This is a genomic window from Eubacterium sp. AM46-8 (assembly GCF_003466705.1).
In the GTDB taxonomy this organism is placed as follows: domain Bacteria; phylum Bacillota; class Clostridia; order Lachnospirales; family Lachnospiraceae; genus Lachnospira.
The window spans coordinates 20,631-40,046 of the sequence record NZ_QSEU01000019.1 but is presented as its reverse complement, the minus strand read 5'-3'; the positions used below and the strand labels follow the sequence as shown (position 1 = coordinate 40,046).

19 protein-coding genes are annotated in these 19,416 nt (G+C 38.0%); 5 read left to right on the top strand and 14 right to left on the bottom strand.

The window, feature by feature from the left end; all coding sequences use genetic code 11:
• Positions 1-23 precede the first annotated feature (23 nt).
• Positions 24-944, top strand: a complete 921-nt coding sequence (locus DW963_RS12095) for a LysR family transcriptional regulator (protein WP_286169367.1) — start codon at positions 24-26, stop codon at positions 942-944.
• 56 nt (positions 945-1,000) lie between these two features.
• Here DW963_RS12095 and DW963_RS12090 read toward each other — a convergent pair whose 3' ends face one another.
• From DW963_RS12090 to DW963_RS12060, 7 genes are all read right to left on the bottom strand, one after another.
• On the bottom strand, positions 1,001-1,915 hold the full coding sequence (locus DW963_RS12090) for an FKBP-type peptidyl-prolyl cis-trans isomerase (protein WP_117916057.1): 915 nt from the start codon (positions 1,913-1,915) through the stop codon (positions 1,001-1,003).
• Positions 1,916-2,094: 179 nt separating this feature from the next.
• A complete protein-coding gene (locus DW963_RS12085; RefSeq protein WP_117916055.1) occupies positions 2,095-2,517 on the bottom strand; it encodes a hypothetical protein in 423 nt (140 codons plus the stop codon).
• Between the two features lie 177 nt (positions 2,518-2,694).
• On the bottom strand, positions 2,695-4,110 hold the full coding sequence (gene hemZ, locus DW963_RS12080; RefSeq protein ID WP_117916054.1) for a coproporphyrinogen dehydrogenase HemZ: 1,416 nt from the start codon (positions 4,108-4,110) through the stop codon (positions 2,695-2,697).
• A gap of 159 nt (positions 4,111-4,269) precedes the next feature.
• Complete coding sequence (locus tag DW963_RS12075) at positions 4,270-4,893, bottom strand: MBL fold metallo-hydrolase (RefSeq protein WP_117916052.1); 624 nt, start codon at positions 4,891-4,893, stop codon at positions 4,270-4,272.
• 9 nt (positions 4,894-4,902) lie between these two features.
• Entirely contained in the window at positions 4,903-7,200 is a 2,298-nt protein-coding gene (locus DW963_RS12070; RefSeq protein ID WP_117916050.1) for a RelA/SpoT family protein, read from the bottom strand.
• A 55-nt stretch (positions 7,201-7,255) separates the two neighbouring features.
• The gene (locus tag DW963_RS12065; protein ID WP_117916048.1) at positions 7,256-8,116 is read right to left on the bottom strand and encodes a sugar phosphate isomerase/epimerase family protein; all 861 of its coding nucleotides are present in this window, start codon (positions 8,114-8,116) and stop codon (positions 7,256-7,258) included.
• Between the two features lie 210 nt (positions 8,117-8,326).
• Positions 8,327-10,696, bottom strand: coding sequence for a beta-L-arabinofuranosidase domain-containing protein (locus DW963_RS12060; protein WP_117916075.1), 2,370 nt, complete (start codon positions 10,694-10,696; stop codon positions 8,327-8,329).
• Between the two features lie 174 nt (positions 10,697-10,870).
• Here DW963_RS12060 and nrdG point away from each other — a divergent pair, with 174 nt between their 5' ends.
• On the top strand, positions 10,871-11,392 hold the full coding sequence (gene nrdG, locus DW963_RS12055) for an anaerobic ribonucleoside-triphosphate reductase activating protein (protein ID WP_117916045.1): 522 nt from the start codon (positions 10,871-10,873) through the stop codon (positions 11,390-11,392).
• 21 nt (positions 11,393-11,413) lie between these two features.
• Entirely contained in the window at positions 11,414-11,857 is a 444-nt protein-coding gene (gene dut, locus DW963_RS12050; RefSeq protein WP_117916043.1) for a dUTP diphosphatase, read from the top strand.
• Positions 11,858-11,922: 65 nt separating this feature from the next.
• On the opposite strand, the gene DW963_RS12045 is transcribed toward dut, so the two are convergent.
• From DW963_RS12045 to infC, 4 genes are all read right to left on the bottom strand, one after another.
• Complete coding sequence (locus DW963_RS12045) at positions 11,923-12,975, bottom strand: FKBP-type peptidyl-prolyl cis-trans isomerase (protein WP_286169366.1); 1,053 nt, start codon at positions 12,973-12,975, stop codon at positions 11,923-11,925.
• A gap of 184 nt (positions 12,976-13,159) precedes the next feature.
• Positions 13,160-13,516 carry a 50S ribosomal protein L20 gene (gene rplT, locus DW963_RS12040; protein WP_012740768.1) on the bottom strand — a complete coding sequence of 119 codons (357 nt, stop codon included), beginning with the start codon at positions 13,514-13,516 and terminating at the stop codon, positions 13,160-13,162.
• A gap of 56 nt (positions 13,517-13,572) precedes the next feature.
• Positions 13,573-13,770 carry a 50S ribosomal protein L35 gene (rpmI, locus tag DW963_RS12035; protein ID WP_022097931.1) on the bottom strand — a complete coding sequence of 66 codons (198 nt, stop codon included), beginning with the start codon at positions 13,768-13,770 and terminating at the stop codon, positions 13,573-13,575.
• A gap of 39 nt (positions 13,771-13,809) precedes the next feature.
• The gene (gene infC, locus DW963_RS12030; protein WP_117916041.1) at positions 13,810-14,304 is read right to left on the bottom strand and encodes a translation initiation factor IF-3; all 495 of its coding nucleotides are present in this window, start codon (positions 14,302-14,304) and stop codon (positions 13,810-13,812) included.
• Positions 14,305-14,628: 324 nt separating this feature from the next.
• Here infC and DW963_RS12025 point away from each other — a divergent pair, with 324 nt between their 5' ends.
• Positions 14,629-15,498, top strand: coding sequence for a DegV family protein (locus DW963_RS12025; RefSeq protein ID WP_117916039.1), 870 nt, complete (start codon positions 14,629-14,631; stop codon positions 15,496-15,498).
• Positions 15,499-15,523: 25 nt separating this feature from the next.
• Here the strand turns inward: DW963_RS12025 and DW963_RS12020 are convergent, their stop codons facing one another.
• The 3 genes from DW963_RS12020 to add are packed head-to-tail and all read right to left on the bottom strand — an operon-like array spanning position 15,524 to position 18,829.
• A complete protein-coding gene (locus DW963_RS12020; protein ID WP_117916037.1) occupies positions 15,524-15,904 on the bottom strand; it encodes a response regulator in 381 nt (126 codons plus the stop codon).
• A 36-nt stretch (positions 15,905-15,940) separates the two neighbouring features.
• Positions 15,941-17,770: a RelA/SpoT-related domain-containing protein gene (locus DW963_RS12015; RefSeq protein ID WP_117916035.1), complete on the bottom strand. Its 1,830-nt coding sequence runs from the start codon at positions 17,768-17,770 to the stop codon at positions 15,941-15,943.
• Between the two features lie 3 nt (positions 17,771-17,773).
• Complete coding sequence (gene add / locus DW963_RS12010) at positions 17,774-18,829, bottom strand: adenosine deaminase (protein ID WP_158568728.1); 1,056 nt, start codon at positions 18,827-18,829, stop codon at positions 17,774-17,776.
• Between the two features lie 219 nt (positions 18,830-19,048).
• Here add and DW963_RS12005 point away from each other — a divergent pair, with 219 nt between their 5' ends.
• Positions 19,049-19,411, top strand: a complete 363-nt coding sequence (locus DW963_RS12005; protein ID WP_012740775.1) for a metal-dependent transcriptional regulator — start codon at positions 19,049-19,051, stop codon at positions 19,409-19,411.
• Positions 19,412-19,416 lie beyond the last annotated feature (5 nt).

Below are 19,416 nucleotides of genomic sequence, written 5' to 3'. Positions count from 1 at the left end.
ACTATTTTAGAAAGGGAATTCATATGATTACTGAAAAAGACATGCAATATGTTCTTACAATTGCTAATTACGGAAATCTTACCAAGGCCGCCAATGCTCTGTTCTTGTCGCAGCCGGCTTTGAGCATACATCTTAAACAGCTTGAAACTTCACTTGGCATACAGCTTTTTGAAAGAAAAGGCCGCCGCATGATTCTTACATATGCAGGCGAAGAATTCGTGAAATCTGCCAGAGATATTACTATGAAATGCTTTGAACTTGAGGACCGCATGATTGATATTGGCAAAAATGTGGCTGTTAAACTCCGCATTGGTTACATGGTACGTCAGGTTGAGTCTCTCTTTCCTTCTGTTATGACTGCATTTAACAGACTGTATCCACAGTCAGTTGTATATGCCATTGACGGACATCTCTCAGACCATGAAGAGCAGCTTCTTGCCGGTGACCTTGATATGTTCTTTGGATATAACAGCGTGAGCAACACCAGACTTTCCTATGAAATCATATATGAAGACTGTCTTGTTGCCATTCTTCCCAAAAGCCACCCTGCTGTATCTTTCGCAGAGTCTAAAGAATCATGCATCTATCCATGGCTTGATCTTGCACATGTAAGAAAAGAAAGATTCATCCTGCAGCACAGCAACCAGAGTATAAGACAGCTTGAAGAAGACGCCCTTTTCTATGCTGATGTCCTGCCAGAGCTTACCTATAAGATAAGCAGTATTGACGCAGGAATCCGACTTGCTGAACAGGGATATGGAATTGCATTTACACTAAATAGTTATCTTACTTCAATGAAGCTTTCACCTGATTCAGTTATATTACAGGTTGGCGACCCAGACATGCGTATACCATTCTCAGCCGCCTTCCGCAAGGAAGATGAAAACCGGAAAGAACTGAAAGAATGGATACGGCTGACTAAAGAGCTTGTTTCCAGACAATAAAATAACCGGCTGATACTGCATTTAGCTGTACCAGCCGGTATCTTAATATTATTCAATTATAAAACTTCTACAAGCTCAATCCTGAAATTCAGTTCTTTTCCTGCCATCTCATGATTAGCGTCAAATGTGATATCTGTATCAGTTAAAGCAGCAACCCTTGCCGGGAATGGCTGTCCATACATATTCTGAAGATACACCTTATCATCAACTTTAAGTTCTTCTGCACCCGGAAGCTCGCTTATAGGCAGTGTTATGAACGCTCTTGGATCGGCTTCTCCATACGCCTCCTCTGGCATAAGATGAACATCAATAACGTCTCCGACATTCATTGTTGCAACAGCCTTGTCAAAGCCCTGAATCATCATTCCTGCTCCACAAGTAAATTCAAGCGGTTCACCTCTGTCGTAAGAAGAATCAAACTGTGTTCCATCGTTAAGTGTTCCTTTATAATGAACCTTTACCTTCTTTCCCACATTAGGTCCTTCAAATGATGGTGTAAATGTACCACAGCCACCGCCGCAGCCGCCACAACCACTTCCGCAGTCTGATTCACCTTCATCACTTCCACAATGTCCGCAACCTGACTCTTCATCTTCATGGCTTCCACAGTGTCCGCAACCATGACCTTCTTCATGATCATGATGATGGTCACAATTAACTCCTGCTGATGTTAAATCGCCATTAAGATATTCCTCAACTGCTGCATCTGCTTCTCCATCTGCTCCTGAATATACATCAATTCCAGCTTCTGAAAGTGCTGTGACTGCACCGTTACCAATTCCACCACATATAAGAACATCTACACCTTTATCCTTAAGAACAGCTGCCAATGCGCTATGACCAGCTCCATCAGTGCCAATTACCTCTGCACGGACAATATTCTTTCCTTCTGTCTCATAAATCTTAAAGCTCTCAGAATGTCCGAAATGCTGAAAAACCTGACCATTCTCGTATGTTACTGCTACCTTCATTAATAATCCTCCTGATTAATATTTATTTATCCTCATACAGTGCATGATAGACTTCAAGGAACTTTTCATCTCTCTCCCCAGTTGCTATCCTGTCTCTGCCATCAGAATAATTGTAAAATCCTTTTGCTACACATTATAACACTTCTTACTCATTATTTCTCTCCAATAGTCTTATAATATTAATAACATTTACTACATGGCGTATAGCCAAGGCTTTGTGCTTTCTCTAGCGTAACCTGACTCGGATTCTTCATATTACTGCATGAACTGCTTCTATGGTACTTCTTTCCAGATTTAGGAATCCATACCATTGTAGAACTACCAGAATTGTTAGGAACCACTGGTTCCTCTACTGCCTGCTGTTTCTCCTCAACCTGAGGTGCAGCAGCTTCTGTCTTCTCAGTTACTGCCTCTGTAGTCTTTTCTTTAGTGACTTTTTCTGTGTTGACAACGCTCTGTGTTGTCTGTTCTTTACTAACGGAAACTGTTGACTGTGTTACAGATTTCGTCGTAGCATTTTCCGCTGTCTCTGTACCACAACCCACGAGCATACATATACTCATGATAATTACCATTAATAAACATCTTGTTCTGCCTCGCATATTAATCAGCTCCTTTGTACATATATAATTGTTCCGACCATTATTTCACTGATAAAATAGTATCATAATATGTACATTTCCGCAAGATAACGAGTTCATTAGTAATTATCACCACATAAAAACTCTGCCACACGTATGCACTACATATGGCAGTTTTACACTAAGAACATATATTTTCTAAAACTCATTCTCCTCAAAGAACTTCCGCTTTCTCTCAATCATCTCATCAATTCTCTCGACATAGCTTCTGACATCTTTAACATTCTCAATTCTTTCAATCCTTACTGAGTGATTATCATCTGACTCATTATGGAACACAACCTTAGTTGAAGCTCCTGCGCCGCACGCAATTATCGTCTGCTTCTCTTCCATAATAAGAATATTATATATACATTCAAGTCCCGGAACTGCATAGCCAACATTCTCAAAATTACCTGCCATATTCTTCTGGCGGTACATATAATAAGGCTGCATGTTGAGATCTCTTGCTGTCTGCTCAGTCATCGCGATAATACTGTCTGTATTCTCTATTGAAAGTTCCGCATACTGCTCACGCAAAATATTGAGTCTTGATGCCCTCTTAATTGCAAGTGAATGTACAGTAAGGCTCTCTGGGCCCATAGCCTTAATTTCATTAAGAGTATGAGCGACCTCATTAACTCCCTCTCCCGGAAGTCCTAGAATCATATCCATGTTGATATTATCAAGTCCTGCTTCTCTTGCCATTGCATAAGCATTCTTAATATCTTCAACCGTATGCTTTCTTCCGATTAAATCAAGTGTTTTCTGGTTCATTGTCTGTGGATTAATAGATATTCTTCCCACATTATGTGCCTTAAGTACTCTGAACTTATCAGTTGTCACGCTGTCCGGTCTTCCAGCCTCAACAGTAAGCTCGCGGCATCTGCTCAAGTCAAATGCTTCTTCAACTACTGTCAGTACTTTATCTAACTGTTCTGCACTCAAAGTTGTAGGTGTTCCGCCACCCATGTACACTGTATCCAGTCTTCTGCCTTTCATGGATTCAGCAACGAATCTTATCTCTTTAATAAGTGCATCAACATAATTATCAACATAATCTTTGTATGCACCAAGTGCATATGATGAAAATGAGCAGTACAGGCAGATACTTGGGCAGAACGGAATTCCTATGTACAGGCTGTAACCTGTCTTATAATCCATATCTGTAAGTATATCCAGTTCTTTCCTCGCTACTGTAAGGGCAAGGTCTGCTTTTTCCTCACTCGCATAATGCTTTTCCATAAAATACTTCTTAATCTGTTCTTTGGCTGCACCTTCTTCAAGCATTGTATATGCAATTTTACTTGGTCTTACACCTGTAAGATATCCCCACGGAAGTTTCTTTCCAGTCTTTTCTGAAAGTCTCTTATATAAGCTGTCTTTGAATACTTCATGGGCATTCTTCTTATCAAGACCTGTGATATCCGGCACCTCTATTGTAATAATCTCATCATTCTCTTCTGGCTTAAAATCTGCTTTAAGTGCTGTAACCTCAGTTCTTGGATAAAATGAACGGACAAGTACAACCGCATCATCATAAAATACATCATTATCAATCTTAATATATATCATAGTTGCTTCCTTTTCGCGTCAGTTTCTTTTCGCCTGCTGATTCCATACTCGCAAACCCGCACTATCGTGCTTCTCCGCCTGCTTCGCAGGCTGTTTGCTCGTTGATGCCCCGCGAAAAGTAAATAACGCTTCGCGTTGCTTCCTTTTCTCTTGCGGGCATCACATAAATGGATTGTTCTGCTTTTCGTATCCAATCGTTGTGAACTCACCATGTCCGGGATATACATTTGTATCATCATGGAGCTTGCAGAGCTTGTCATGAAGCGACTCCATCATTGCAGCAGAGCTTGCTGTAGGATAATCTGTTCTTCCGACTGAACCGGCAAAAAGTGTATCTCCTGACATAAGTGTCTTGTCTGATTCAATATAATAACATGTTCCACCTGCTGTATGTCCCGGTGTATGAATTGCTTTTATCTTAAGTCCTGCAAGTTCAAGAATATCCCCATCATTATGAAGCACATCTGCTGTAACTTTAAGACTCATTCCATATGCATTAGAAAGATTTCTTGCAGGTGAAGCAAGCAGCTTCTCCTCATCACATGATGCATATATCTTAATCCCATAATGCTCACGCACTTCATTGGCAGCACCTATATGGTCAAAATGTCCATGTGTAAGAAGTATTGCCTGTGGCTTACTTCCCGAACGTACAACCATATCATATATAGACTCAGGCGAATCTGCCGGATCAATAATAATGCTTTCATTATTCTCTTTATTAATTATAAGATAGCAGTTAGTTCCTACTGGTCCTAATACTCTTGATTCAATCTTTATCATACATCTCTCCTAGCCTGCAGTTCTGGTTATATCAGTAACTCCATCTATTTTTCTTAACTTATCTATAATTCTGTTAAGTTCTTCTTTTCCGTGAATATCAAATCCCATGCTTATTGTTGCAACATTTTTCTTATTAAGACGACAGTTCATGGATTTAACATCAATTTCTGCTTCTGTAAACATTCTTGATATATCAACAATCAGTCCTGTTCTGTTATTAGCAAATATATTAATCTCTACTTCATAAGTATCATTAGTCTGTCCCTGTTCCCATTCGGCTTCAATAAGACGTGCACGCTCGTTGGCTGGGAAGTTGATTATATTAACACAGTCTGTTCTGTGAATTGATATACCTCTTCCTCGTGTAACAAATCCGACAATCTCATCTCCCGGAACCGGATTACAGCATTTTGAAAATCTCACAGCAACGTCATGGATTCCCTTAACAACAATTCCACCCTTGCCTTCCTTCTTCTTGGCCTTATCCTTAGATTCTGCCGCAACAATTTCTTCAAGAACGTCTTTATCTGTAATCTCTGCTTTCTTGGTCTTTTGATGTTCTTCGTTAAGTCTGTTTACAATCTGACTTTCCTTTAATGCACCATGACCAACTGCTGCAAGAATTGAATTCCAATCCTTAAAACCATATTTATTAAGACATTTTTCAACATATTCAGGTTTGGTAATATCAGATAAAACAATTCCCTTAGTCTTGCAGTAATTGGCAATCATTTCCTTGCCCTTAAGAATATTATCTTCCTTTAACTCCTGCTTAAACCACTGGTTTATCTTGTTTCGTGCCTGAGTACTCTTTACTATTGAAAGCCAGTCTCTGCTTGGTCCTTTGGAATTCTGCGATGTAATAATCTCTATTCTGTCACCTGACTTGATGACATAATCAATATTAACAAGCTTTCCATTAACTCTTGCTCCTACCATCTTGTTTCCTACTGCACTATGTATGCTGTACGCAAAATCTATAGGACAAGAACCTGCTGGAAGTGTTTTAACATCTCCTGAAGGTGTGAAACAATATACGCTGTCTGAAAAAAGATTTAAATCATTCTTAATTGATGATAAGAATTCCTTATTATCAGACATTTCCTTCTGCCATTCAAGAATCTGTCTTAACCAGCTAAGCTTTGCTTCCTCACTCTGGTTGTCCTTCTCACCTGTCTTTCCCTCTTTATATTTCCAGTGGGCTGCAATACCATACTCAGCAATCTTATGCATTTCGTAAGTTCTTATCTGTATCTCAAACGGCTGTCCGTTAGATGCAATAAGTGTTGTATGAAGCGACTGGTAATTATTAGGCTTAGGCATTGCAATATAATCCTTGAAACGTCCCGGAATAGGCTTATACATTTCGTGTATTACACCAAGTGCCGCATAACAGTCTTTTACAGTGTCAACCTTGATTCTTACTGCAAATATGTCATATATCTGGTCAAGCGTCTTATTCTGGTTAACCATTTTTCTGTAGATTGAAAAGAAATGCTTAACTCTTCCGTCTATCTCAGCCTCAATACCGGCATTGCTTATATGCATGCCGACTTCTTTAATTATGCTCTTTATAAATGCATCTCTGCCCGGTCTGTTTAAGTTAACCTGTTCAACAAGATCATTATATACATCAGGCATCAGATATTTCATTGATAAATCATCAAGTTCTACCTTAATCTTGGAAATACCTAACCTATGGGCAATTGGGGCATATATTTCCATTGTCTCTCTTGATTTCTCAATCTGCTTTGCCGGTGACTGATACTGCATTGTACGCATATTATGCAGTCTGTCGGCAAGCTTTATAAGAATAACTCTTATATCCTTTGCCATTGCAAGAAACATTTTTCTAAGGTTTTCTGCCTGGACCTCAATCTTATCATGCTGGTAATTAAGCTGTGTCAGCTTTGTTACGCCATCTACTAACAGTGCTACCTCATCACCAAATTCTTTTGCAACGTCTTCACTTGTCATAACTGTATCTTCAACAACATCATGAAGAAGACCTGCAATAATTGATTCTTTATCAAGCTCCAATTCAGCCAGAATAATAGCAACACATAAAGGGTGGATTATATAAGGCTCACCCGATTTTCTGAACTGTCCCTCATGTGCCTTTCTTGCGGTCTCGTATGCCTTCTCGATATCAGACAGATCTGTAGATGGATGGTATTTCTTTATAGCTGTAATAAGATCCTTATATAATTCCTCAGGACTTGTAAAATCTGCTGGTGTATCCACCGCTCTTTCAACCTGATTAGTTTTGTTATGGCTTGCGCCTGGTAACTCTATATTCTCTGGCATACGTGCTCCATTCTCTGGTAATTGTCCAGCGTTATAGTTTTCTTAAGCCCATTATTTATACACTGGCATATGTTCTTTCCATAAATTCTCTTGTAGCCACTGCATTCTCAGGAACAGTATTTTCCAGTGTGCAGTGTACATATGGCTTATGCTCCTTAATCTTCTTTAACAGAAGTGGATAATTAAGACCTCCTCCGGTCACCGGATTACCCTTTCCTGTACCTGCTGCCACTGACTTAAGCTCACTGCCTTCAACAATATAATCCTTGCAGTGAACAACAGCAATATCCTTTAATAACAGTTCAAATGCTTTCTCAATAATCTCATCCTGCTGTGCAAGATTATCAACACATAACAGGTTAACCGGATCAAATATAATCTGAAGATTAGGTGAATCAATAGCATCAAGTACCTTTCTTGCACGTTCAACAGTGTATACAATGTGCTTCCATACAGGCTCAATTGCCACAATAACACCAAACTGTTCAGCATATTTAACTATTGGTCTTAAATTATCAATAAAGCACTGAAGAGCCTCCTCACTGTGATTAGCTGGCTCATACTTATACTCCTCATTAACCGCACCAGTCTCAGTACCAACAACTCCACAGCCAAGAATACTTGCAAATCTTATATGTGCCTTATACTTCTCAACAATCTCCTTATGCTTCTCAGGATTGGGATTGCAAAGGTTAAGATAACAACCAAGTACTGCAACATCAACCTTATTCTCTGTGCATAACTCTTTTATATACATGGCAAGTCCCGGTGTCATAGTCTCCACGCCCGGCTTAAACTCCTTAATAGACTTACTTAGTGCTATATGCATACAGTGAAAACCCTGTGCATGTATATTGGGTATAAGCTCCTCTAATGGAGCGTATGCAACATCATGTGCTCTTATTCCGATTCTCATAAAAAACCACCTTTCCGTCAATTACAAACACTTTTGAAAGATTATACTATATATTACATAAAAAAACCAGTAAATATCTGCGACTTTTCCAAGCTGTGAGGGCGTTAATGCTGCTATATACAAAAGAACGGTGAGAGAAAGCCCGCCCAAGCGAAACGCGTTTGCTTTCTCTCACCGTATTAAACTCTGTATGCACCTTTATCTCAATTATCAATACAGCTTTACATTATTAATTAATCCTGTATCTCCAAGTGCCTTATAATATGTAACAAGTGGTATAAAACTCTGTGCAAATCCTTTCGTACTGTCACCAGAAACAATAACAGCATCATCTATAACCTTTTTAGAACCAATTCCTGCCTTTCCTGTGTTATTAATATTAGTTTCAAATGTTTTGAAACCATACTCAAGATATTTCTTATCACCTGTAAGTTCATACGCAATTGCCAGTGATTCCAGAAGAAGTGTGTTATTTCCATTCCTTGAAAGTGAAGGAAGCTCCTTATAATAGAACAAACCATTGTCAAGAGTACAATTCTCTACAATATCATCAATTGCTCTTATAAGCATCTGCTTAATATCTTCTCTTGGGAATACCCTGTAATATCTCATTACGCTTCCTGCAGCTACTGATATCATAAATCCTACTCTTATAAGAGTATTGTCCGTATATGGAGCAAGCCAGTTGCCATACTCCTCTTCCCATATCTTAAAGCTGTCAATAATCCACTCACATTTTGCAAGCCATTTTTCATCTCTTGTCTCCACATATAATGCAACAAGTGCACGTAAAGCCCAGCCAGTTTCTCTCGCATTGGCTTCTCCCGGTTTGGCATACATTGGTGTATCCAGAAGTCTTAATATGTTATCACCTATACTTATAGCTGTCTCAAGACCTCTCTCATCACCTGTAAAATGATAGTAATCAATCACTCCTTCAACCCATTCATGTGAGCATACCATTATTCCATTCTTACAATGGCCTGCTGTATGTTCCCACTGTCCACCTATTCTTAATGGATTCTTGCTGTAATGGCATACATCAACATCCATCTGATGCTTTGCTGAAACTATTAAATAGTCAAGGAATCTTCTGATTCCAGTTCTTGCATACATAAGAGCACATGAATGCGGATAATCATATTCATTATTACTCCATACAGGTTTTCCGCCACCTCTTCCCTGTAAAGTATATCCCATATCAATAGAATCGCCCCAATTCAACATGCCGTAGCATCTTGAATGGTTATCAGCCCTTGCAATAAGTGCGATTTCAACTTCATCCACAAGATGTTCAGGGAATACATCCATACACACTTCTGCCTTCTTGAATTCCTCTGGTGCTATGCATGGTCTGTCAGGCATCTGGTATATTGTACTTCTGTTATCAAGTTCCCACATCTGCATATCCGGTTCATGGAAATGCATCAGGAATCTCTGTTCCTTTGCCATACCAGACTGCATAACAACATTTCCAATATCCTCTGGAACAAGCATAACAGCTACTCCGCCGTCATATGCCTTAATTGCCTTCGGATAATTCTGCTGTGCCTGATATACAGTTATACACAATCCATCATTTCCATCAGTATAATCTGCAAGAAATGTACCATAGAATACCTCTGCAAAATGTTCATTTGCTTCCTTTACAAGATATGCATCATCGATAATCTTATTAACCTGCACTCCATCTCTTCCAATATAGAAATCAGTCTTATAATTAGAGCTTCCAACAAGTGTTCTTACATTGGAAACAGGTGCTTTACCAGATATCATCTCTAATTCCCCGGTTCCTCTTGTGTGATACACAGGTCCATTCTCTTTAGAATTATCCGTAAGTACATCTCCACATCCGGTAGAATCATTACCCATATTAATGTGCATATCAAACAAATCATCACTTGCAGTGACTGTCTCATCAGGCTTTGCATAAAATACCAGTGATTTAATATGAAGCTCATCATAAGTTGTATTAATAATCCTGTATGAAACATCAATCCATGACTTAGCTGCATATGATGTAAGTGTTATCTCAAAATCAACTTTTTTATTATTAAGAATGTTACTTCCTTTAGCTCTGATTACACATTTTACAGGACCTGCGTCTATAATCTTCCATTCACCAATATTAATGTCGTATAATCCCATATCATCTTTCAGATATGGTCCTTCAAAATTCTGAGCGGTATAATGTTTTCTTCCATCATCAAGTGTTTCAAATATATTCTGGGAATTATTCTTTACTGTAAATGCAACACAGCCTGTGTCAACACACAGTCCCTGCCCAGTCTGAGTAACAGATACTCCCTTTTCTTCACAGCTTCCATCAGACTCTTTTTCAAACTCAAGCACTGCGCCCTTATTAGCCGGAATATCAGCAAGAAAATCCACATACAGGTATCTTATGCTTCCATCTGCATGCTTTGATGTAACCTTTGGCTGAACCATGCATTTTTTGCCATCCTGTGTAATAGCTATCCTGTCAGCAGTTTTTAGCTCTCCTTCCTTAAAAGGAAGTGCTATGCCTGCCGGTTCCTGTAATCTGTCATACCTGTAAAGCTTGTCAAAATAAATTTTCATTATATGTACCCTCCATTGTTTGTCACGAGCAAATCTGCTATAATTGTACAACAGATTTAAATCATTTGCTATAGTCTTAATATAGCATTCATAATTCTGTAATTCATGTGATAAGATGTCATTATTAGCTAATAATACAGATTTATTGCAGCTTTTAGAAAGAGGGTTTATATTATGCATTATGCCGAGATAAAAACCTGCGATATTGCTAACGGACCAGGGGTGCGTACATCTCTTTTTGTAAGTGGATGCACTCACCGATGCAAAGGTTGTTTTAACGAAATTGCATGGGATTTTAATTATGGCAGGGACTTCACAGACGATACAATCAAAGAAATCATTGATTCCCTTGCCCCAGACTATGTTACAGGTCTCACACTTCTAGGAGGTGAACCATTTGAACACAGCAACCAGCAGGGACTCCTTCCATTGCTGAGAGAAGTACGCAGAATATATCCTAACCTGAGTATATGGTGCTTTACAGGATATCTGTTTGACAAAGATATTGTTGAAAAAATGTGCAATGAATGGAAAGAAACTAAAGAAATGCTTCAATACATTGACGTCATAGTTGACGGCAAATATGAAGAAGACAAGAAGGATATGATGCTTCAGTTCAAGGGTTCATCTAACCAGAGGACAATCCTTGTAAAAGAATCACTCGAATCAGGTAATATCGTACTTCTGTATGATTAATAATATAAAGGAGAATACACAATGTCACAGAAAGTTAATATTAAGAAATTAAATCCAGATTCCTGTATCCCAACATACGGAACAGAGTTCTCAGCAGGAGCAGACCTCTACTCAGGAATGCCAGAAGCTGTAACAGTTATGCCAGGCACAACTGAATTCATCAAAACAGGAATAGCAATGGAGATACCAGCAGGCCTCGTAGGCCTCATCTATGCAAGAAGCGGAATGGCATGTAAAAAAGGTCTTGCCCCAGCCAACAAAGTAGGCGTAATAGATTCTGACTACAGAGGTGAAATCATAGTTGCCCTCCACAACCATTCAGATAATCCTGTAACCATAGAACCAAAAGACAGAATCGCACAGATAGTCTTAGCTCCATACATCACAGCAGACTTCAACGAAGTAGAAGAACTTGACGACACAGAAAGAGGCGAAGGAGGCTTCGGCTCAACAGGCACGAAATAATACAGGAACCGGCAGCATAATAATATGCTGCCGGTTCCCACTCACAACCTAAATTCTTTCCTGCCTTACTTATAAGAAATGTTGGCATGTTCAATAACATAGTCCTGTGCCTTCTGTACAAGCATAGCCTTTACAATCTTATCTTTTCCGTATTTTTCAACAAATGTATCCGCATTAGAGTATCCGTTATCAGCCGCAAAATCATCAAGAGAACCTTTATAATCGTATTCTCTCATTGTCATATTGCGGTCTTTAACTATAGCCTCCATGATAAGCTGCTGTGTAGCAGATTTCTTAACAAAGTCATCAAAAGAAAGTCCATACTGCTTCTGACAATATTCATCCTTTGAAAGCTTAGAAAAATCCGCATAAAAACCAATAGATGTTTCAAGTCTGGATCTTGTTTCTTCCATAAGTGAATCAGGATAACTGCTTATCTTGAATGTATCCTGTAAAGAAGATAATACATCTTCCTGTATCTTGTTCTCAACCTTTGAATTAATATCAGTTTCAAGAGATTCCTTTATTGACTGTCTATATTCTTCGATTGTATCATATCCAAATGTTTCCTTAACATATGCATTAGTAAGCATTGGCACATTAGGCTGTGAAACTGTCTGCATTGTAAGCTCAAACACTACCTTAGTTCCTGCATATACTGTATTGCTATATGTTTCCGGCAAATCAATTACCATGACCTTAGTCTCTCCAGCCTTCATTCCATAGAGTGCTTCATCAAGCTCTTCTATGTCAAGTCCAAGCTTATCTTTTCCAAGTATCATTGTAACACCATCTGTATTAGACAGTCCTGTTGACTGTGAACCCGAACTTGTAGCAACATAAGTTACAAGTATCTGATCTCCATCAACAGCACCTCTGCTGACTTCTGAATAAGTTGTATTATTCTCTATATCTTCAGCAATCTTATCATCAATAAGCTGATTTTCTATAGAAGTTTTATCAACTGTTACAGCTATATCCTCATATTTTCCAAGCTGTACATAATCATTAACATTATAATCGTATTTTACTTCAATCTCTTTATTACATGCAGTTGCCATAAGCATTGTTGCTGATAATAAAACTATTGATGCTTTTCTTAAAAAATTTTTTCTCACAATAGACCTCCGCTCTTACTTCTCTATACAGAAGTAAAAAATTGACTTTCATACTATATCACATAAAAGAGATTTTATCCATATTTGTTCATATTAGTTCACAGAAATATCATACATTTTAAAAAGAAAAGACTGCCGCTTTCACGACAGCCTATTATCTCAATGATATATAATATATAATCAATTATGCAAGCTTAGACTTAGCAACCTCTGCGAGCTTAGCAAATCCTTCTGCATCGTTAACAGCCATCTCAGATAATACCTTTCTGTTAAGATCGATATTAGCTAACTTAAGACCATACATGAACTTGCTGTATGAAAGTCCGTTAATTCTTGCAGCAGCATTGATTCTGGCAATCCATAACTGTCTGAACTGTCTCTTCTTCTGCTTTCTGCCCTTATAACTCTCTGTAAGAGCTCTCATAACTGACTGCTTAGCAACTCTGTACTGCTTAGATCTTGCTCCTCTATAACCCTTAGCGAGCTTTAATACTCTGTTATGCTTCTTCTTTGCGTTTAATCCGCCTTTAATTCTTGCCATTTTATAAATTCCTCCTTAAACTATATCTCTAAATAAATGTTGTTATACCATTAATCTTAGAGATAAGGCATAATCTTCTTCATTGTCTTAACATTAGTTGCATCAGTCATAGCTGCCTGTCTAAGATTTCTCTTTCTCTTAGCTGACTTCTTTGTAAGAATATGGCTCTTGTATGCCTTCATTCTCTTTAACTTACCTGTTCCAGTTACTTTAAAACGCTTTGCAGCTGCTCTTTTTGTCTTTACCTTTGGCATAATAATCCTCCTAAAAATGTCTGTTAGTTGTTATTTATTTTAACGTTTTTCAGTTAAAAACATCATCATGCTCCTGCCTTCCATCTTAGGAGCCTTCTCAATTACAGCTATATCGCCAAGCTTTTCTGCAAAATCCTCTAATATATGCTTAGTAGAGTCGATATGAGCCATTTCTCTTCCTCTGAATCTTAATGATACTTTAACCTTGTTACCTTTCTCAATGAACTTTCTTGCTGAGTTACACTTAGTATTAAGGTCATTGACATCGATGTTAGGTGATAAACGAACTTCCTTAACTTCTACTGTCTTCTGTTTCTTCTTAGCTTCCTTTTCCCTGCGGAGCTGTTCGTACTTGAACTTGCCATAATCTACAATTCTGCATACAGGTGGATTAGCTGATGGCGAAACCATTACCAAATCTATTCCTGCATCCTTAGCCATGTTTAAAGCATCTCTTAATGCCATAACTCCAAGCTGCTGTCCTTCTTCTCCAATAACACGAACCTCTTTGCATCTAATCTGTTCGTTAATCATTAACTCGTTAATAGCGGTACACCCCCATATAAAAAAATAAAGTGAATAGCACAGCTATCCACTTTCTTTAATCAAAACACAATCCTATATTATGTGTAATTCTTAAATATCAACCCGAGTCGCCCTGTGCGCTGAGGTGAGAGTGGATACTCTGCTTTGCTTTGCAACTATTGCATAATATCATTCCAAGCAGCATATGTCAACCCCATTTTAAAAATTTATTTGCAAAATTTTATTACAATGCAATTAATCTTAAGTCTTGGAATATCACCTCAATAATGATATTATAATACAGAAAATAAATCAAGAAAGGATCTGACATTTATGAAAGATTTTCTTATATCAACTGACACAACTGCCGATTTGCCTGACAATTATGTTAAAGAAAACAACATTGATATCCACACTTTATTCTATGCATTTGGTGAAGTAATCTATGGAACAGACAATACTATGCCTGAGAAAGAATTTTTCGACCGAATGCGTAAAGGCGAGATGCCAACAACTATGGCATGCAATCCGCAAGATTGTAAGACAATATTTGAAAAACGCGTCAATGAGGGCTTTGATATTCTTCATATTGCATTTTCATCAGCACTTTCCAGCAGTTACAATAACGCCTGCATAGCTGCCAATGAAGTTATGGAAGAACATCCGGGAGCGCGAATCGTTGTTATCGATTCTTTAGCTGCTTCAATGGGTGAAGGTCTTATAGTATATAAAGCTATCGAAATGAAGAAATCCGGAAAATCTATGGACGAAATAATAGACTTTGTCAATGAGCACAAGCTTAATGTAGTACATAATTTTACTGTTGATGACTTAAACCACTTATATAGAGGCGGCCGTGTTTCTAAGACTACTGCCATTATTGGTACACTTGCCAATATCAAGCCAATCCTTCATGTAAATAATGAAGGCAGGCTTATTAATATAGGAAAAGTCCGTGGAAGAAAGAAATCACTTATTGCTTTAGTTGACCGTATGGAGGAACATATAGGTTCATACAGGGATAAGAATGATATTGTATTCATCAGTCATGGTGACTGCTTACAAGATGCACAGTTCGTAGCAGGTCTTGTCAAAGAAAGATTCGGCATAGATAACATATGGATTAATTATATATGTCCTACAATTGGCACACATTCCGGTCCTGGAACAGTTGCACTCTTCTTTATGGGTGAATCAAGATAATATACATGCAGAACTGGCAGAGTGTTTACCACCCTGCCAGTTCTGTTATCTGTTCTACCAACGTATTCACATCTACAGGCTTAGATATAAGTCCATTCATGCCTATCTTTTGCAACATCTCCATCTCTGTTCCAAAGCCATCTGCTGTCATAGCAATTATTGGCACATCTGTACATTTTCCATTCTTAGTTCTTATAATTTTCGTAGTCTCTATACCATCTATTCCTGGCATTCTCACATCCATAAGAACTGCATCTATGTCATCCGCCTGTTCACTTTCAAGCAGTTCAATCGCTGAACTGCCATCTTCTGCCTCGTAAACTGTTATATCTTCATCTTCAAGAATATCTCTTACAAGTTCCCTGTTAAAATCATTATCATCAACTACAAGTACACATTTATCCATGCTGTTCTCCTCTGACACATAATCATAAGATTCATATTATAACACATTATTCTCTCTTATTTCTGAAACAAGCTTTCTTCTGTATGCCCTGCAGCCATTTTCATTCCAGTATTTTCTCTTTTCAACCTTAATAACCTCAAATGTTGTATGGAAAATATCTGTCTTATAGCTTGTATATGGTTCTCTTCCTGGATAGAATACAGTAATTGAATCTGCACATTCATCTATCTTAAGACCGTAATCCTTAGCAAACTTTCGTGATTCATAGGGGCTTCTTATCATCTTGATATGTGCATAATATCCTACAAGATAAGCAAAATAGTTAATATCAAATTTATCAAGCCATCTGCCATCACTTGCCATAAATACTATAACAGGGAATGTTCTTTCTTCATCTGCAATCAGTGTTGTAAGATCATCATAATCCTTACTGTCTTCAACGTATCTTACAGATTCCCTCATTCTTTCCACATCAACAATGCCTATATTGTCTGCGATCTCTCCAAAGAAATTAGGTCTTGAGAACAGAACATTTTCATTATCTCTGTATCTATCTGACGGCTCTGCATATCTGTTAGATACCGTGAATTTCAGTCTGTCACCTTCTCTGCATACAACTGCTTCAGATATCCATACTCTTGTTGGTATCTTAGTATCAAGATGTGTAGTTTTTTCAGAAAAATACACATTATCTGCATCATATAAAAGATTAACAGAATATCCTGGTTCCGCATTAACATAAGTTCCAGCACTATCTGGCAGGTCTGTAAATACATCCTCAAATCTTGACTTAACCCACGAATATATATATCCTGTAGCTTTTCTGAACGCATCTGCCATGACAAGATTGCTAAGATCAATATATGTATCAGCCTTAAACACCATATATGAGCCAAACTGCTTGAACGGCTCAAATCTTCTTCTCTTGGCTATATTATCATTCTCCTGTTTCTTCTCATGTTCTATCCTTGCAAATGCTTCTTTGAGTCTCTCATCCTCAGGTCCTATCTGATTAACTATCTTAACAATATTATTAACAGTAATCTCCGGACCTTTATCTCCTGTATTATCCCACAACTGTCTTAGTAACGGTTCTCTTTTAAATTTATAAAACTTCTTGGCAAGTTCTGTATCTTCATCAAATATCTCTTCAATATATGGATGCAGCGGTTCTCTTGTAAACTTCAGTCTATAATGGCACCTTAACATATAGTTCCATTTTCTATCTTTGTAATGCTGATGTCCTAAATCTTCAATCAGCCCCACAACTGAATCATCACATAACTCCAGTGTCGCAAGAATACTGTTCATCTTTCTTGCAAGCGCTTCATTACCCGTGCCAAAAGCTGAGCCTTTATATCTCATATCATGTTCAATCTCATGCCAGCCCTCAAAAGAATTAGTTCTTACCTGTATCTCAAATGTATCATCCACATAATCTCCAAGCTCCGGATTAACAATGGTCTTGCTAAGATATCCCGGCAGCTTGAATATTCCGTTAATCTTCATTGCCCTGAACTCATATTCATTGGCCTCTGTTGTATTCCACACGCCCGGCATAGAGAATATTGTATCAAGAAAATTCTTAACAATCTCAACATCATCCGCATAATACAGAATAATTCTTATTCCTATAAGATCCTGCATCTTCTTATCCTGATTCTCTGTCCCCGGTCTTCTGTAGTCCTTTAATATAAGTTTATCAAGCATTGAATCAGGAGCTTTCACCCTGTATGCAACCCTGTAATAGAATCCTGCTTTCTTAAGCTTTTCTTCTATAATACTTAGCAGATCATCCTTAACAATATCAGGAACATATATCTTTTCTACATTCTCCTTAGTAAATAATTCATTAATTTCATTCATATCCTAACCTCTTATTCCCGCCACTTTGGCAAACTGTGTCTCCACCCTTGCCCTTAAGCGGTTTTTTATTCCCTCTGTTGCAAATGCAGCTTCAACGCCATTCATTATCATCTGCTTAACATCTTTCTTCTCCATATTAAATGTATCTGCAACCAACGCCAGTTCCCTCGCCTCTGTAGTGTTAGAAACCATCATATTATCCGTATTAACAGTAACTCTTATCCCCTTATTCATAAGCTGCTGTATCGGATAATCCCCTATTGTCTCATATATTTTAGTGTTCAGATTGCTTGTCGGACATAATTCCAACACAACACCTCTGTCTGCAAGTTCCTGCATAACTAAAGGATTCTCTATACATCTTATGCCATGTCCTATTCTTTTTGCCTGAAAATTCAATGCACATTCAACACTTTCTGCTCCAGCTGCCTCGCCTGCATGAATAGTAAATGGTACTCCTTTCTGCACGGCATCCCTGAATACATCTGCAAATGTATCCGTTGCATAAAGTCCTTCTGCCCCTGCAAGGTCTGCCGCCACAACACCGCTTCCCTTTTCAGCATATAATGCAGCAAGTCTTACTGTCTCCATATTAGCATCCTTATTATCATCCGAACGCATACAGCATAATATAAGATTGTGACAGGAATATGACTTCCAGTACTTTCTTGATTCATCGAGTCCCTCACATGCTGCTTCAACAATCTCCTGCTGTGACAATCCTTTTATTGTATGAAGCTGCGGCGCAAATCTTATCTCGCTGTATATTACCCCCTGTTCTTCCTGCTCCTTAACAAGCTGACACACACTATATCTAACAGCCTCACGCGTCTGTAAAAGCTGAAGTGGGAATTCGAACTTTTCAAGGTATTCATTAAGATTCTTACAATCTGATGACACACTCAGCTTTGCTGACAATTCTGCATCATCACCTGTTTCTATATTCTGCATACCACAAAGATGTCTTACAGATTCAAGCGACAATGAACCATCAAGATGTACATGCAGGTCTGTAAGGCAATCCAGTTTTTCTATCCATTCTATATTGCTACTATTCAAAAAAAACACCCTCTAACATAATATTATCTTACATACACTTCTTTACATTTTAAACTGCATTCATTTTATTTGCAACACTGATAAGCTTTTGTCTCCATATTTTACCAAGTATTTTGATAATTTTTATGATTAATTTATATTCAGCGCATTTGCATTAAATATACATGCGTGTTATAATTCATATATCAATATCGTTATAAGTAATCGGGGGATATAATTATGTCAGTTATTCATGAATCAGCAGAAAACTATCTTGAGTCAATATTAATGTTAAGCAAAAAGCTTCCTGTGGTTCGTTCAATAGATGTTGCCAATGAATTAGGTTTCAAGAAATCAAGCGTCAGTATTGCAATGAAGAATTTGAGAGAATCTAATCATATAACGGTAACTAAAGAAGGTTACATATATCTTACAGAATCAGGTAAAGAGATTGCTGAGATGATATATGAGCGCCACCAGCTCCTTACATCATGGCTCATAAGACTTGGTGTTGATCCTAAAGTTGCTGAAGAAGATGCCTGCCGTATCGAACATGATATAAGCAAAGAATCATTCAACGCTATTAAGAAAGCAATATCTTAATTTTT

Coding starts and splice junctions, on each gene's coding strand:
- DW963_RS12095 (WP_286169367.1), top strand. CDS start 24: ATGATTACTGAAAAAGACATGCAATATGTTCTTACAATTGCTAATTAC.
- DW963_RS12090 (WP_117916057.1), bottom strand. CDS start 1,915: ATGAAGGTAGCAGTAACATACGAGAATGGTCAGGTTTTTCAGCATTTC.
- DW963_RS12085 (WP_117916055.1), bottom strand. CDS start 2,517: ATGCGAGGCAGAACAAGATGTTTATTAATGGTAATTATCATGAGTATA.
- hemZ (WP_117916054.1), bottom strand. CDS start 4,110: ATGATATATATTAAGATTGATAATGATGTATTTTATGATGATGCGGTT.
- DW963_RS12075 (WP_117916052.1), bottom strand. CDS start 4,893: ATGATAAAGATTGAATCAAGAGTATTAGGACCAGTAGGAACTAACTGC.
- DW963_RS12070 (WP_117916050.1), bottom strand. CDS start 7,200: ATGCCAGAGAATATAGAGTTACCAGGCGCAAGCCATAACAAAACTAAT.
- DW963_RS12065 (WP_117916048.1), bottom strand. CDS start 8,116: ATGAGAATCGGAATAAGAGCACATGATGTTGCATACGCTCCATTAGAG.
- DW963_RS12060 (WP_117916075.1), bottom strand. CDS start 10,696: ATGAAAATTTATTTTGACAAGCTTTACAGGTATGACAGATTACAGGAA.
- nrdG (WP_117916045.1), top strand. CDS start 10,871: ATGCATTATGCCGAGATAAAAACCTGCGATATTGCTAACGGACCAGGG.
- dut (WP_117916043.1), top strand. CDS start 11,414: ATGTCACAGAAAGTTAATATTAAGAAATTAAATCCAGATTCCTGTATC.
- rplT (WP_012740768.1), bottom strand. CDS start 13,516: ATGGCAAGAATTAAAGGCGGATTAAACGCAAAGAAGAAGCATAACAGA.
- rpmI (WP_022097931.1), bottom strand. CDS start 13,770: ATGCCAAAGGTAAAGACAAAAAGAGCAGCTGCAAAGCGTTTTAAAGTA.
- infC (WP_117916041.1), bottom strand. CDS start 14,304: ATGATTAACGAACAGATTAGATGCAAAGAGGTTCGTGTTATTGGAGAA.
- DW963_RS12025 (WP_117916039.1), top strand. CDS start 14,629: ATGAAAGATTTTCTTATATCAACTGACACAACTGCCGATTTGCCTGAC.
- DW963_RS12020 (WP_117916037.1), bottom strand. CDS start 15,904: ATGGATAAATGTGTACTTGTAGTTGATGATAATGATTTTAACAGGGAA.
- DW963_RS12015 (WP_117916035.1), bottom strand. CDS start 17,770: ATGAATGAAATTAATGAATTATTTACTAAGGAGAATGTAGAAAAGATA.
- DW963_RS12005 (WP_012740775.1), top strand. CDS start 19,049: ATGTCAGTTATTCATGAATCAGCAGAAAACTATCTTGAGTCAATATTA.